General features: G+C 58.0%; 11 protein-coding genes. 2 read left to right on the top strand and 9 right to left on the bottom strand.

The features are described 5' to 3' along the window. Nucleotides 1-305 precede the first annotated feature (305 nt). The 6 genes from OKW35_RS02285 to OKW35_RS02260 all read right to left on the bottom strand — a co-directional run bounded on the left by OKW35_RS02285 (nt 306) and on the right by OKW35_RS02260 (nt 8,369). Entirely contained in the window at nt 306-716 is a 411-nt protein-coding gene (locus OKW35_RS02285; RefSeq protein ID WP_429551143.1) for a hypothetical protein, read from the bottom strand. 156 nt (nt 717-872) lie between these two features. Continuing rightward, nucleotides 873-2,645, bottom strand: a complete 1,773-nt coding sequence (locus OKW35_RS02280) for a hypothetical protein (protein WP_429551142.1) — start codon at nt 2,643-2,645, stop codon at nt 873-875. A 31-nt stretch (nt 2,646-2,676) separates the two neighbouring features. After that, nucleotides 2,677-5,400, bottom strand: coding sequence for a lectin-like domain-containing protein (locus OKW35_RS02275; protein ID WP_429551141.1), 2,724 nt, complete (start codon nt 5,398-5,400; stop codon nt 2,677-2,679). Between the two features lie 10 nt (nt 5,401-5,410). Further along, nucleotides 5,411-7,234 (bottom strand): alpha-amylase family glycosyl hydrolase, encoded by a 1,824-nt coding sequence (locus tag OKW35_RS02270; RefSeq protein ID WP_429551140.1) that lies wholly within the window; start codon nt 7,232-7,234, stop codon nt 5,411-5,413. Beyond that, nucleotides 7,234-7,680 carry a hypothetical protein gene (locus OKW35_RS02265; RefSeq protein ID WP_429551139.1) on the bottom strand — a complete coding sequence of 149 codons (447 nt, stop codon included), beginning with the start codon at nt 7,678-7,680 and terminating at the stop codon, nt 7,234-7,236. The genes OKW35_RS02270 and OKW35_RS02265 overlap by 1 nt, the downstream gene beginning before the upstream one ends. A 293-nt stretch (nt 7,681-7,973) precedes the next feature. After that, nucleotides 7,974-8,369: a hypothetical protein gene (locus tag OKW35_RS02260; RefSeq protein WP_429551138.1), complete on the bottom strand. Its 396-nt coding sequence runs from the start codon at nt 8,367-8,369 to the stop codon at nt 7,974-7,976. A 299-nt stretch (nt 8,370-8,668) separates the two neighbouring features. Here OKW35_RS02260 and OKW35_RS02255 point away from each other — a divergent pair, with 299 nt between their 5' ends. Next, the gene (locus tag OKW35_RS02255) at nt 8,669-8,800 is read left to right on the top strand and encodes a hypothetical protein (protein ID WP_429355074.1); all 132 of its coding nucleotides are present in this window, start codon (nt 8,669-8,671) and stop codon (nt 8,798-8,800) included. Nucleotides 8,801-8,842: 42 nt separating this feature from the next. On the opposite strand, the gene OKW35_RS02250 is transcribed toward OKW35_RS02255, so the two are convergent. Then, on the bottom strand, nt 8,843-10,312 hold the full coding sequence (locus OKW35_RS02250; RefSeq protein ID WP_429551137.1) for a tetratricopeptide repeat protein: 1,470 nt from the start codon (nt 10,310-10,312) through the stop codon (nt 8,843-8,845). Nucleotides 10,313-11,711: 1,399 nt separating this feature from the next. On the opposite strand from OKW35_RS02250, the gene OKW35_RS02245 reads away from it, so the two are divergent. Then, nucleotides 11,712-12,839: a pepsin-like aspartic protease gene (locus tag OKW35_RS02245; protein ID WP_429551136.1), complete on the top strand. Its 1,128-nt coding sequence runs from the start codon at nt 11,712-11,714 to the stop codon at nt 12,837-12,839. Between the two features lie 103 nt (nt 12,840-12,942). Here the strand turns inward: OKW35_RS02245 and OKW35_RS02240 are convergent, their stop codons facing one another. Together OKW35_RS02240 and OKW35_RS02235 are read right to left on the bottom strand one after the other, a co-directional pair. After that, nucleotides 12,943-13,986 (bottom strand): ISL3 family transposase, encoded by a 1,044-nt coding sequence (locus OKW35_RS02240; RefSeq protein ID WP_429551135.1) that lies wholly within the window; start codon nt 13,984-13,986, stop codon nt 12,943-12,945. Then, nucleotides 13,893-14,168, bottom strand: a complete 276-nt coding sequence (locus tag OKW35_RS02235) for a hypothetical protein (protein WP_429551237.1) — start codon at nt 14,166-14,168, stop codon at nt 13,893-13,895. The genes OKW35_RS02240 and OKW35_RS02235 overlap by 94 nt, the downstream gene beginning before the upstream one ends. Nucleotides 14,169-14,502: the final 334 nt, after the last annotated feature.

Here is a 14,502-nt window from a genome sequence, read left to right as displayed (position 1 = left end):
TTGCGCTGCCGCTGCGCGATCCAGCAACGCGTTCATGCGGGCTTGCGCAGATTGCGCAAGGTCATGCGACGCTCGGATTCTGTCAATGCACCACTGATGTGCATCTTTCAGCTCTATATCGCTGCGATTACGGAACCTCAGGTCACTTTTGCTGCGGTTACGGGGCCTGAGGTGCTTTCCGTTGCGGCTACGGAACCCGACATTTGCGCTGCAGGTACGGAACCGCGTCAGTTCCACATCGATCGTTTTCATTGCCGATAACAAAATGGCGATTTCCTTGGCAGAATCCGCAAGCTCGAGTTCAATTAGGGGAATCGTGAGTAGCGATGCCGATAGTTCGGGTAACGTATGGACTGGATGCCGGTTGGAGAGTGCGAACCTCTCCGGCTCCATGCTGCACATCCCCTGATGTTTTCGATCTGCTCCATTGTCGCGGCGAAAATCTCCCTGAGAACGAGCCGTAAATGTCTCGTTCGCGAAGCCATCGCCTCGTGCGTCTGTTTCCTAGCGTCGATTGCCTGCTGGTTCGCAATCGCAAACGCACCGATGATTGCCGCGATCGAGCCGATGGCCTGCACCCATGCGGCCCAATCCGACGATGCGCCAGGCGCATGTACGATCGCAGCGCAAAGCAATGCGCCCAGCGCGATACCCAACGCGCCAATCGCCCCCTCCCGCAACCGGGGCGTGTTCAGGACTGTTTTGATCATGTCCATAAGTGCGCCGCTTTCGGGCATCTGCGAATGATTGTAGGAGATCCGAGGTCGAGACGTTTGCGACTCTAAGGGCCGGCCCAGCGCGACAATCTTCGATGGACGCACGCTGCTGTCTGACCCGAGTCGCGCTTTTCGCGCCACACGCACACGTGAACATCAAGTGTCCGAAAGCCCCTGCGTACCCATGTAACTGACACTGAGGTCGAACGGCGCGACGCCAACGAGACCCGAAGCGGTGGTTCGGAATGTTTGCCAGCCACCACGGGCCGTGTGGACATCGAGCGCCGTATTCGATTCACCATAGGTGATGGTTTTGCGTCCGAGCACGCGCTCGTCCTGCCCGACGGCCTCCAGCACGATCGATGCTCCCCGCTTCCACGCTTCGCCGTTCGGCGCGAGGACCGCACTCATTTTGCTGTTGGGGCCCGCGTAGACGCGAGCCACATTGGCTGCGCCGTTTCGCATCGCCGGAAGGTCGAGATCGTCGGCGCCAAAAAAAGTCTGCGTCGTCGAGCGGGGCTTCGGCTCGAAGCCGGCTGCGTATCCTGGCAACGAGAAGCACAGATAGCTGCGGCCGCTCTGGTAGCCGTTCGATGGAACCGTGAAGCTCGCGCGTCCCTGTGCATCGGTCCAGATGTCCGCGTGTTTGCCCGTATAGTCTTTCAGACGCACATTCGGTCCGAACGACGTGTCGCACGTGATGGCGCACGCATTCATCGTGTCGAAATTGAGCGCGGTCAGCAGACCAGGATAGCCCGTCCGGTTCAGTACGATCGCCACGTCACTCAGGTAACGCGTGACCGTTGCTCCGAAAGCGAGATTCTCGTGAATCCAGATCAGATTGTCGATCCACGGCTTGAGACCATATGCCCCCTTCCACACGTCGCCTCCGAAGTAATCCTTGCCGTAGATGAACGGGTATCCTTCTGCCGAGAGAATGAACGCATACGCGAGCAGCTTGTTCGCGACGATCGACTCGCCGGGCGACGAATCGGTGTCCGGGTTTTCTACGAAGCTGCATGAGAGGTATGGGTTCCAGCTCGTGTATCCCGCACCATTGAGTCCCGCCACGTTGCCGCTGTCGCATGCGGCCTGCAGCGCCCAATGCAGCGCAAAGTCCTCGACCAGCGAGCGGGACTGCATGGGCGCCTGAGTGACCCAACTGTTGACCCATGCCAGATTTCCGTCGAAAAACTCGGAGTACGCGAACTTCGACCCCATCGTCTTCGAGCGCATGAATTGCGAAACGAACGGCGCCCATGTGCCCTTCACATCGTCGAAGCGCATGCCGTCCGCGTCCGTGGTTCTGAAGAGCCAGTCGCCATAGTCGATTGCATCCTGAATGGTGTAGTCCTGCGGAATACAGTTCTGATATACCTTCTCGCGACCGAAAGGAAAGTCGTCGCTCGGGCCCGGCACGCCGTCTTCGGGCCGAAACGGCGGAATCGGGTCCTGGTTTCCTGTGCCGCCCCTAAAACATCCCGGCTGCATGGCTCCCCGCCCGTTCAGTGTCCGCTGGTCCGCGCCAAGATAACGGAACACGCCCGGGCCGCCGTTCTCGCCCATCAATTGATGCAACACAATGTCGAGATAGACATCCATGCCGACGGCATGACAGGTGCCGATCAGCCGGCGCAATGCATCCACGCCGCCGTAGCGAGTCGGCGTGCTGCCCTGTTGCGGCTTGGAGCCGAGGTCGCGAGTGTCGAATACGCCGTAGCCGTCGCAGCCTGCGCCGTCGCCGCCTTGCGCCTTGCTCGCTGGAGGCAGTTGCACTGCCGTGAAGCCCGCGCGGGCGAGCGTCGCCGCCTCATTCGTGATGAAGTCCCAAAGCCACGGCGCACCGGCATCGGTGCTGGGCGCGGGGACGGTCACCTTGTTGCCGCCTTCCGTGAATCGTCCCCACGCAATAAGGGCGACGCCCATCATTGCTCTCCCGGCACCGCGTCAGTGATATGAATCACGGCACGCTCCAGTCGAGAATGGTCTGTTCGGCACTCTTGGCGCCTGTCCCGCCCGTGAAGCCGATGTAGGCCAACGCAGGCGTGCCGAGCTTGAGAAATCCGATGAGGTCGATGTTCTCAAGCGTCAAGGGCCCCACTTTCGCCTGTGGATTGTCGAGTTCTTCGATGCCCAGCGTGAGCGTCTTCGCGGCGTGCGAAAACTTCAGGGTCACGCGTATCGGATGCGCGCTATTGAGTGCGATGCCGTTCGCGCCCAGATCGTAAATCCACGGTCCGCCATTTGCGCCATCGCGCCAAAGGCTCAACTTGTTGAGCACCACGTCGAAGGTGATCGCGAGACTGCGTGCGATACGCGCCCCGGTGTTGCTTGTGTCAAGTGGATCGATCGCGTAGCCGAGCCCGCTGCCGGGGCTGCCGAGCGCGTGCGGACCCGCTGCCTGGATCGTGAAGGTCAGGCCATCGGCCATGTTCATCGGGTCCACGCCGTTCATGCTGAACGTAAAACGCGTCGCCAGATCCGTGACGTCGACCGGTTGCGTGCAGAATGCGCTACCGCTCTGGAAGGTGGGGATGAATGCTTGTCCCACCCTGTCGTTGGAGTCGGCGCCGGGGTTCGGCTGAATGGGGTTGTCCGTCAGGATGATCTTCTTGTCGACACTCACGCGTGCCGTGCCGTTTAGCGTCAGTCCGCCGGTGCCTCCAAAGCCTGCGGTGTACGCATCGCGTGCGAGGTCATAGCCGCCGCCGTGGTTACGCAGTCCGTAGACGGACAGTACTGCGCCGTCGCCAGACGGCACAAATACCTTACCGCCTGCGACGGTCGGACAACAGAATTTCGGCAGCTTGAAACGCACGTCCGGGTCCTGCCGGCTGCGCCAGACCGCTTGCAGCCGCGAGAAGTTCGACTGCGTATCGAAGTTCGATGCATCGTACGCAATCAGCTCACCCTCGACACGAAACACGTTTCCATTCTTGAAAGGCGGAAAGATTCCCCACAGGATGGCGCTGGCACGATCGCGGCCATTCCATGAAAGCGACAGAAACCCGCCCGGCATGCCATTGCGCCCGGGATATTCGTTCGATGCGATGGTCATGCCGCGCGCGGTTTCGATGCCATGAACCGGTATCACATGACGCCAGTCCGAAGTGATCAGCGGAGCGACCGCGATCGCGCCCTGGTCCGCAAAGCCCCCGCCCAACGGCTGCCCCGCCGGACGCAGCGCATAGCGATAGGTTCGCGTGACATCATTTTCGCCCCAGACATACACCAGCGTGTGATTGTTGTCGCCATGCCAGACGACCGGCGAGCCGTGAATGTGATGGGTGACGTCGTCTGCGTCCGGTTCGGGAATGACGTTCTGGGCCACGCCCCGCGTGCCGCGGGCATAGTTGAAGGAGGCGAGAAAGTACTGCAGGACCACACGGTCCGCAGCGGGTTGTTCCTGACGTGCGGCGGCGTCGCCAATGAGCTCGTCGGAGTCGATCAGATAGAAGTACCCGTCCTTGCCGCCGCCGACGATGCGCTCGTCCGGAAGCAACGCGGGCGCCGACGCGCCGAGATCGTCGTCCTTATCCACCACTTCGTCGCCACCCGAAGCGTCGCGGTAATCGAGGTCGTTGAAGGCGTTGTACCAGCCGACCACCTCCAGACGGCCGTCGACGACGCGCAGCTTGAGAAAGCTTTCGCCCATATTCGGCGTGCCAGGTACGCCCTTGGGCTGGTTCGAATCGCCGTTGCCAGTGCCGGCGTACACATTATGCTGCGCGTCGGCGAGCAACCCCTGCCCGGCCTGCCAGATACCACCTTGCGCACCGTTGGGCGTGGTGCACAGGAGATCGATGCGAGTGAAATCAGTCTCGTTGTACGCGAAGATCCAGCCATGCCAGGGATCGTTGTCTCCGCGCGAGCCGAACGCGATAAAGATCACGCCGTTATCGAGCAGCAACGCGGGGCGCTGTAGCAGCGTCATGGCGTTGAAACGAACGCGCGGATCGTGCGACTGAATCCCCGTCGCGTCCGTGATGGCGACCATCGCCAGCGGGCCGCCCTTGCTGCCCATTTTCGTCGTGACCTGCACCGTACCGTTCCTGACCGACATGCGCGTTTCCTTGAAATCGGGCGTGGCCGCAGCCCGCGCCGAGGACGCATAGCCCGTTCCTGAAACCGAACCCCCTATGACCGCTGAACGTTTGGTCTGCAACGTAGTGAGGTCGAGCGCACAAAGGATGTACTCGAACGCGGCGGCGCGCTCGTCCCCGGACGTATTGAGCGTATTGGCCTTCGTCTCGTCTACGGTGAAAAGCACGAGGAACAGCTCGTTACGCGCAAGATCGATCACGGGCGTGCTCAGGATGCCGATGGTCGGCGGCTTCTCGCCTTGTGCATTGACGATGTCGTTATATTGAGCACCGAACCATGTGTGCGTTTCAACGGCGGGCTTATTGTCAACATGGGTTTGCGCGAGAATTGCGCCCGATTCCGCGTCGAGCGCCAGGACGCAGTTTTCCATGGTCGCCACGAAGATCGTGTCGCAAACCTGACCATTCGGAAACCTCAATTGCGCCACGTAAAGCGGCTGGGCGTAGATGGAGCCCAGCCCGATCGGAATATTTCGCACCAGTCCGAATGAGTTGACGTTGACATTTCCCGGGGTAAGGATGTCCTCTGCGGCGTTCACGCCCGAGCGGCCAGAATCATTACGCTGCGTGAGAACGTTCATATCGACCATCCTAAAGAGTCGTGGGCGCGCGATAACGCACGGCAAGGCTAAACGGGCAGGTAAAGTCGGCGCGTGAATCGTTTGCCTGGATGGTCCAGCGGTAAAAGCCCTTCTCTGTCGCCGTTGCGGTGAGCACAGCGCCCGTGTCGGCCTGCCTGAAAAGCCGGGAAGCGACCGCTGCACCGGACGGTCCGTATAACGAAAGCATAAGCGTCGTGTCCGGCGTCCAGCCATCGGCATGAAAGCTCAGCACGCCGTCGATCGTCGTATCGTGCTCGCAGTAAGTGCGTGTGATGTCGCTCATCTTGCCTGCAGCGGCGCACGGAATATCGAGGTCCGCCGCGCCTTCGAAGACCTGATGCGAATCCTGCGGCGCCGGTGCGCTCCGTGACCCGATGGACGGGACCGAATAGCAGACGTATCCCTGCCCGTTGTTGCCGGAAGGAATGGTTACATCCACGCGCCCTCGTCCATCGGTCGTGATGTCGGGCTCATGGCCAGCGTAGTCATGTAGTGTCGTGTTAGGTCGGAAGTTCGTGACGACGCCCGTCAGGTGCTGCGCCTGCGTCTTGCTGCGGTTCAGTCCTACGAGCAGACCGGGGCCACCCGTGCGCTCGAACATGAACACGTCCTGGCTTTTCCATCGCTGTTCGGTCGGACCTGCGGCGATGTTCTGGTGAATCCACATGAGGTTGACGAGCGCCGGGCGCAGAATGTCGCCGAGGCATCCGGGCGCGGTACTGTAGTCCTTGAAGAACACACACGGCTGTCCCTCGGAGGTCAGGATATACGCATACGCAAGCGGCTTGTCTTCGGGCTGGATATTGCGCGGAACGAGGTCGCGGCGCGATTCGGTGTCGTGATTCTCGACGAACGTCACCGCGCGAAAAGGATTCACGCCTGCGAGCCCGGCGTGATCGAGCGTCGACATGTCAAAGTTCGCATCGTTCGACATCGCCAGCAGTTTGAAGTAGAGCGGGAAGTCGAACGCGCTGCAGCGATTGCGCATCCAGTCGTTGGATGTGATCCAGTCGTTGATCTTGTCCCGGTCGCCGTCCCAATACTCGCCCACGGCGAATTTACCCGCTGCGATGTTGCCATTCAAGAGCGCTTGCAGATAGAGCACGGATATCCCTTGTACGTGGTCCAGCCGATAGGCTTGGGCGTCGACCGCTCGGGTCTGCCATTCCACCGCCGCGACGAGGCCTTGTGAGACGTAACCCTCAGGCTTGCCGTTGATATGTGCGAGATCAGGGCCGAAGTACACGTTCGAGCTCATCTGCAGTTCCCAGATGCCATCCGGAACCCCGGGGTCTTGCGGAATCTCGGGAACGAAGCTCTTGGGAACGGGACTGTCGGGATAGCGAGAATGAAAGCATTGCCTGTTTTTAGGGAAGCGCCCGCCTGAGCTGTTGCCGAACGCGTCGCGATATTCGAACGTCATCTCATCGGGGCCCGCGCCGCCTTTGCGATGATTGAGTTGCAGATCAAGCACGACATTGAGCCCATTGGCTCGCAATATCGCGGCGAGCCGAGTCAATTGTTCGCGCGTGCCATAGCGGGTGTGGACCGCACCCTTTTGATCTTTCGAGCCGATGTCGTAGTCGTCGAATACGCTATAACCGAGCGCTGCCTCCTGGCTGCCTTGGGCAGCCTTCGTAGCTGGTGGCAACCAGACCGAAGTGATGCCCACCTGCGCGAGGTCCATCGCGCTCTCGGCTAAGTGATCCCACCACCACGGCGAGTCATGCGGATCGTGCGGGTCTGAGGGCGCTGCGACTGCAACGTACTTCCCGCGCTTATAAAACCCTTGCAGGAGGATTTGCGGATCCATTACGCGTCCCTGTGCTTTGACAGGAGCATCGACCGTCGCGAGGAAATTTTTCGCACAACAACGCCAACGGCTCTTGAAAGCGCCCTGGCGCCGTACATTCCTACGAACGCGAGCAGGCCACTCGACACCGCGAGGAAGACAGTTTCGTCGCGTGGTGAGTATGCGAAAAAGTTATCGAATGAGAAGATCAGGGGCGCGAACCACAATGCCCAACGTTTGCCGCGCAAAACTAATGGCACCATCAAGACAATCAGAAAAATGTACGCAAGGTCCGGGATATCGATTGAATGATGCAGGCACGCAGCGCCGAGCAGGCTCGCTGCCCCGTCGCATGCTCCGAATGCGATGGACCACGCGAAACGCTCGTGCAAGTGCCACACGACAAATCCAACACCCAGACCGACCAACAGACTGTCTCCACCCAGCCGAAAAGCTTCGAGCATCATCGCACTCGTGGCATTCATCATGCACCTCAGAAGGTGAGCTTCGATTAGAAGAGAAGTAAAGCTCACCATTGGTGCGCATGACATGTGGTTTGAGCTATGCTTCGTGTCCCGCGTAAGGGGATACCGCCTCGAGGCAGACTTCAAGTTAATGACGTTTTGCGTTCAATGTCAATCTCGCCTGTGGTGCCGCCCACATGAAAATGTCGCGAATCTTCATGAAATAAATGTCCGCAGAGGACTCTGGTGCAAATAGGCGGCAAAGTCGATTAGTTAATATAGTTACGGATGTTTTTTTAGGTGACCGGACTGCATTCCAAGTCCGCTTGATGGAGCGCATCAGTTCGCGTTCGACCGTGCAAGCCAGATCGCGCATTGCGGCGCGCGCGTCGGAGGACAACGCGCGGCGCGGTGTCTTTCGCGCACAACGTGCCGATCGCGAGACCGATGGATGAACTCAGTTGCACTCCGGCATGGATCGGCCCTGTGACGAGCGGGTTGTCGAAAAAGCGCGGATCCTTGCGAGCATCCTCGACCACCAGCAAGTCTTCTTCCAGCAGTGCATGCGCGCAAAAGGCGATATCACGCGGGGTCTCGCGGACGTCCAGTCCGACTCGCGACCTGAACCACTGCTGATGCTCGTCGATCAGCGAGACAAGCGCTATTGGAACGTTCAACATCTGCGCGAGCATACGAGTAAGTCGATCGAGTATTTTCTCCGTAGGGGGTGTCGAGAATCCCTAGTTGGCGCAATACGCGCAGCCGGAGCGACTTGCATTGATTGGCTTTCAAATGTGAGCAACCTATTTTAACGGCGGTCGTTGCGCAAGTTCCGGCGGCGGATCCGAACCATCGTGCGTTTTTTCGGTATCCGAATGGGTTGCGACATGCGCGTGTTTGGAAAGCGAGCTTCCAATTTCGTAACACGACCGTTTTCCGGTTGCCCCGAACGCAGGGACTTGCTATGAAGCATTGACGAGTCGCGCAGGACATGATCGCTACAGCGATTCGCGAACAGTTTGAGCAGGGACGCAAGGTGCTGATTCTCACCGAGCGCACGGATTATCCCGAGAACCTGCAGCAGACCCTGGCCGATACAGTCGAGTTGCTTGAAATTGGCTAATAGAGTGCGACACCTGGCCACTTCAACAACCCACTCGCTGACTCAGGGCCAGTTCTCGATTGCGTACTTCCTGCAATCCGCAGCTTCAAAGTGCGCCGTTGGCCAATTTGCCGCGTGCCGTCCGAATTTCGGTAGTTCATCGGTGGACAGATCAGCGAGGCAGCTATGCCAGGCAGCGGCGTCGAGCGATTCCAGATCGCCGCGGCATTGGGGATGGCGCTTTTCGCTGATCATGGCCTCTGCCATCGCGCTTGCAGCCCTTTCCGGTTCTTTGAGTTCAGTCTCGATCTTCGCGATCTGTTTGAAGGCCTTGCTCGAAAATTCCCCATCCAGCGCGATTGCCCTGCGCAATTCATCCAGCGCTTCCGTATGTTTTCCCTCCAGTTCCAGCGCTTCGCCCAAATTGGCATACGCCTCCGCGTAGCGAGGGTCGTATCGAATCGCCGTTTCGAACTCGCGCTGGGCCAACTCGGCCGGCCGAGTGTTTAGTCGCAACGATGAATCTGTCGGTATGTATTCGCGGTTTGCGTATTTGAGGTACTCGCGTCCGAGCGCATTGTGTCCCGCGGCGAAACGATCTCGCTGGACTGTCACGCGCCGATATTTTTCGAGAGCTTCATTATCGCAGCCCATGTTCTCAAGAGCGATACCCCAATTGTAGTAAGCCCAATAGAACTTTCGACGTAGCACCGCCGCCCGCCGCGCATGCTCGATCTCTGTCAGGTAATCGAGATTGTTTTCCGCAATTTTCGACAGGCCGAGATGTGCCCATGCCGCAAGCTTTTCCTGGTCTTTGGGCGATCCGCCTTTCAGAACCATGTCAAACTCGTTTGCGGCATCCGTGTATTGACAGGATGTCCCTTTATCGCACTCTTTTTGCGCGTGGTCGAACACTGCCGAAGCGAGTATGTAGGGACTGTAGATCTGCATCGCCGCCCTCGCTCCTCGGGAAATTACCTCATCGACGTCACCGCTCTCACTGTAAGCATCAAATAGATAGACTTCGCCGCCGGGGCGAAAAACCCGTCCGAAAATCCGCAGCGCGTTTCCGTCCCGGACGATTTCCGCGGTAATGCGACCGTCACGCCGCAAAATGTCCTTGATCGCGCTCACCACGTCCTGCACCGACATTCCCGTTCCCGGAACCTCTAGATGCAGATCCTTGGTTCCTTCTTCCTCAAGCGTCTCGTGGATCTCCGTGGGCATGACAGAAGACGCGGAATTGATCATTGAAAGCATGTCTTCGCTAAACCTGCTTTGACTCGTGGACGCGGTGAACCCACTTTCGGCAAGATCGCTCGGCGTTGCGATCGGCTCAACTATCGTGATCGAGCGCAATCCAGAGCTCGCATAGACCAGGCCAACGCCTACCGCTCCGATAACACCAATCGCAATGAATCCTTTCTCCAGGTAGCCTAGGCCGAGATAGCTGGACTGCACGGCGCGTTTGAAGATACTGCCAGCCTTCGCGATGAACCGGCACCCCCGTTTGAAAACCTCTGGAAGTTTCATCCCTGCACCCTTCAGTTCGCGTGATCCGACTCAAGCAGTCGCCCGTGCTTTCGCGCAGCGATTCCGGTGAAAACTCAGACCCATGGCATCCACAAGGTGACTCGAAATCACTGTCGGTCGAATTGAGCCAGCCAGACTTCCACGCCTTGAAAATCGCGTGTCATAACTTACACACCTGATGGACCGCTATCCTCGACAGTCCTTTTCTTTTTTCTCATCGCACATCTAAAGTGCGTGATGCGGAGGTCGGCTTCGATCTAGAACGTTTATTAACGTTCTTGCATTCAACTGTCCCCTGCTCTCCCACTCGCTGATCTATCCACTGACCATCTTTGTTCGCCCGAGGACAGGTGTCGTCGAGAGTGCATCCTCGCGTCGATTGAGTGCTGCCAACTGCCGGTTCGCGGCCCTCCGTTTTCCGTGGGCGATCGATCGCGTCGGCACCCTTTTGTGCCCTGGCAGGACGAGCATCGAGCGATGCGAAGGGTTTTACCCCGACCGCGGCGATCCGTGAAGCGCCGATTTCGAGTTCCCGGTGAGGCAAACGCCGGGCGACCCGGATTTGATTTTTGAAGTTTTTTCTTCGGGAATGTCGCGAAGTATAGGAAAGCGCACGTCGATTCCAAGGGGATTTTGCGTCGCTTCGCGAGCATCATCCACGATTGCGAGCTAGCCAGTCGGAGAGGCTTCGGAGTTATGCGCGACCAACGATAGTGGCATCACTGGCTCCCGGGTTTCGGAATTCGCCTTCGTTTTGTCGGATATTCGCCATGCACCGGCGAATATCGTTGACTACACTAGCTTTGCCGTACCACTTTAACGTGCGGCCGACTCACGAAGTCACAGCTGCGCAGATTTTCGTGCCATCCTTCCGCACGTGTCTGCCGACACCGAGCGAAGATCGATCGCTTGGTGCTGCGTTTCCTTACTCATCAATTCGGCCCTCGTCCGAGATCTCTCGCCGCCAGATTGGGGAACAGCCGACCGCACGACGGTCGTCCTCCTCTCATCACCTGGTTATTCTCAGGCGGCGGCAGCCAAGTCTCACTGTGGCCATCGTTGATTCCATGTGTCTGGTCATGCACCTTATCGTGCAGGTGAGGCGCCCCATAGGCACGGTAGTATCAAGCGATTTGCCTTCATTCTGGCCAATACTCTGATCTCAGCTGTTGTATTGAAGGAGTCGCGAACGGCAGAAACATTGTCCGAAACGTATGGCGGTTGCCATGCAAGGCGGCGGAGCTCGTTCATCGCAGCGCAAAGCGGTTCTTGCTGGTCAGCATGATTTAACTTTCAATTCGGAAGAACACGTAGACGCGTTTGCTCGCCCATCCAGCTAAAGACCTTATTCCCGGAAAGAGTCGGGATTAGTTTTTTCCGATTAACGCGGAGAACAGCAATGTCACAGTCGGTTCGGATTCCCATCACAAACATCAACATGGACGGCGACTATACGGGAGCCATAACTGTAGGCACTGGCAGTGCGGCCAGGACACTGAATGTGATCCTCGACACGGGGAGCAGCGCTCTTGCCGTCAACGGCGACAAGTATTCTCCTCAACTGGGCAATGGAACGACGGCGACCAACCTCGCTCAGTTCGATGCGTACGGCGACGGAAGCAACTGGTTGGGATCGGTTCTTAAAGACACGGTCAAGATCGGCAATGTGACGGGGTCGAGCGTCGCCGTTGCAGTGACTTACCAGGAGTCGGCCAACATGTTCCGTGAGGCGGACGGAATTTTGGGGCTCGCCTATCAGGCGCTCGATGATGCCTACTCGCTACCCGAAAGCACCTGGCCAAAGAAATATTCGAAATCTCAGGTGGAGCACGGTACGCGATCTTCGGTTATTCCATGCCTGATGCAGTTGGCCAATGAGGGAGTGCTTCAGGAAAAGATGGCCTTTCTTACGCGTCGCTCGTTTTGCAAGGCAGGCGTCGATCCAGATAACGATCCTCTGAACCAGGGAGTATTGATACTTGGTGGAGGAGAAGAAGCGACCGATCTCTACAGCGGCGACTTCCAGATTGCTGCCGTCCTCGCGGACGCGTGGTATAGCACCAATTTATTGTCGGTAGGTGTCGGAACCGAACAATTCCCTATTTCGGCACGCCCCCAACCGGGTATGCCATCCAACTCGATCGTCGATAGCGGCACAAATACGCTTGTGCTCGGCCCGACGATCATCAATGGAATCCTTTCTCGACTTCAGGTCAATCAGCAGGAGTTGCTCAAGACATCGATGAGTGGTCAGCCAGTTTCCGTGACGAGTCTCGACCTCTCGCAGTGGCCGCCCATTTCGTTCACGCTCCAGGGAATCAGTGGCGGCCAGAATGTAGCGCTCTCGGTGCCTCCACAGATTTATTGGCAAATTGACGCACCAGCTGTGGGACAGGCGATGGCAGCCATATCGCCGGTGCGGCAGGACGGTGGCGCAATTCTAGGTCTGCCGCTCATGAATGGTTACTTCACGATCTTTGACGGCACAGCCGGACTGGGCGTAATCAAATTTGCTGCAGCCAAATAGCTCAAATAGCTGATGGACCAAGCGCGTGCCATCACGCATGCGCTGTATCGATCATTGTATTAACGGGTCTTCGCGGAAAAGTGTGATGAAAAATCGCCATTTTTCAGATTCGAGGCAGCATACAAGTGAGGATCTTCAGGCGCAGATACTCCTCATCTCGCAATCCGTATCCGCGTCGGTGGATGACCCGAATCTTGTTGTTGAGGCCCTCAACGAAGCCGAGCGGCACCTTGTTTTCTGGCTTGCAATAGGAAGCAATCCCGTCCCAATGACGCTCGACCATCGCCGCAAACTTCTCGTAGGGCTTCAATCGCTGCCATTTCAGGCTGGATTTCCAGTTCTCGAAGAAGCGACGCGCCCAGCCTTCGCGCTCGTAGTCCCACAACTGCCCGAACGACTCCTTGAGCAGGTACGCGGTATTCAGACGTCGGTTCGCTGCGAGAAGCGTCTTCAAGGAGTCTCTGCCTTCCAGCGACAGGTTCTCGCGATGACTGAGCAGAACGTACTTCTGCCCTTTGATGTAGCGCCGCTGCTCGCCTTGCAGGCGAGCGTATTCGCTCTTGCGCACTTCATCCAGGGCTTCGTTGAGCTGCTTTATGACGTGGAATTTGTCGTACAGGATGGCCGCATGCGGCACGCGTTCCTGCGCGACGTTGTAAAACGGCCGCCACATGTCCATCACGACAAGCCGGATGCCGCGGGCCTTTTTCTCGCCCAGCCAGTCATAGAACTGATGCATGCTGGCCTCCTTTCGATCTTTGCCACCGAACCAGATCGCACGGCCCCGTATCAGGTCGCTCACAACAATGCGGTACGTCTGTCCCTTGCCAATCGAAATCTCGTGGATGCCGATGACCTTCGGCCCGGGCGTGCCGAACCGCTCCACTTGTGCCCGCATGTACTGCATCTCGAGGTCCTTGACCGTATGCCAGTGCAATTTCAGTTCGTCAGCCACGTCCTTGATCGTGCTGTCGCGACAGCGACGACCGACGTACCACGCGAAGCGCTTCGTGTAGTGAGGGTTGTCCGCCAGAAAGCTCAGTCGTTCGCCTTTCACGCTGCCATCGCATCGACAGCGGACCCGACGAGCCTCGAGTTCCAGGTAAATCCGTATATCGCCGTTCGGCAGATCTCGAACGCGACGCACCCTGCGATCGTGGATCGAGCACCGTCGACCACATCCCTTGCAGGCCGTTTTTTTGAGCGCCGAACCAGCGTGATGACGCGTGCCATGCGATCGCCGAAGACACCGCGCAGCGCTTCGCAAGGACGGAATCCGTCGAACCGGTATGCGTCGGAAAGACGCTTGAGTTTGCGTGAAGTAGCCATCGCAAAATCATGCCCGATTTCGCGAGGCCATCAAGACGCGCAAACCCTTGCCCAGATTGGCTCTCCGACGTTTTCATCGTGAAAAACCATCACACTTTTCCGCGAAGACCCGTATTAACGACGAGGCAACAGCGACCGTGCCGGTATGACGACGGCTGCGTACATATGCACCTTTCATAAAAGATGAGTTGGGTAAAAAATGTGCTTGTAATGTACGTGATCTGGTCTAGCCTAGCCTATATCTATCCATCTTGCCCAAGGTAATGCGGCGCGGCATGCAGGCTGCTTGCGTAGCAAATAAAACCCTATTTCTGCACGCTTCGAGTGATGCAAC

This window comes from Paraburkholderia sp. MM5477-R1 (assembly GCF_050436385.1).
Taxonomy (GTDB): Bacteria; Pseudomonadota; Gammaproteobacteria; order Burkholderiales; family Burkholderiaceae; genus Paraburkholderia; species Paraburkholderia tuberum.
Note: the sequence above shows the minus strand (reverse complement) of the source record. Positions and strands in the feature narration are given on the sequence as shown.

Excerpts from the sequence above, each read along its gene's own strand:
- OKW35_RS02285 (WP_429551143.1), bottom strand. The coding sequence starts at position 716 with ATGGACATGATCAAAACAGTCCTGAACACGCCCCGGTTGCGGGAGGGG.
- OKW35_RS02280 (WP_429551142.1), bottom strand. The coding sequence starts at position 2,645 with ATGATGGGCGTCGCCCTTATTGCGTGGGGACGATTCACGGAAGGCGGC.
- OKW35_RS02275 (WP_429551141.1), bottom strand. The coding sequence starts at position 5,400 with ATGAACGTTCTCACGCAGCGTAATGATTCTGGCCGCTCGGGCGTGAAC.
- OKW35_RS02270 (WP_429551140.1), bottom strand. The coding sequence starts at position 7,234 with ATGGATCCGCAAATCCTCCTGCAAGGGTTTTATAAGCGCGGGAAGTAC.
- OKW35_RS02265 (WP_429551139.1), bottom strand. The coding sequence starts at position 7,680 with ATGATGCTCGAAGCTTTTCGGCTGGGTGGAGACAGTCTGTTGGTCGGT.
- OKW35_RS02260 (WP_429551138.1), bottom strand. The coding sequence starts at position 8,369 with ATGCTCGCGCAGATGTTGAACGTTCCAATAGCGCTTGTCTCGCTGATC.
- OKW35_RS02255 (WP_429355074.1), top strand. The coding sequence starts at position 8,669 with ATGATCGCTACAGCGATTCGCGAACAGTTTGAGCAGGGACGCAAGGTG.
- OKW35_RS02250 (WP_429551137.1), bottom strand. The coding sequence starts at position 10,312 with ATGAAACTTCCAGAGGTTTTCAAACGGGGGTGCCGGTTCATCGCGAAG.
- OKW35_RS02245 (WP_429551136.1), top strand. The coding sequence starts at position 11,712 with ATGTCACAGTCGGTTCGGATTCCCATCACAAACATCAACATGGACGGC.
- OKW35_RS02235 (WP_429551237.1), bottom strand. The coding sequence starts at position 14,168 with ATGGCTACTTCACGCAAACTCAAGCGTCTTTCCGACGCATACCGGTTC.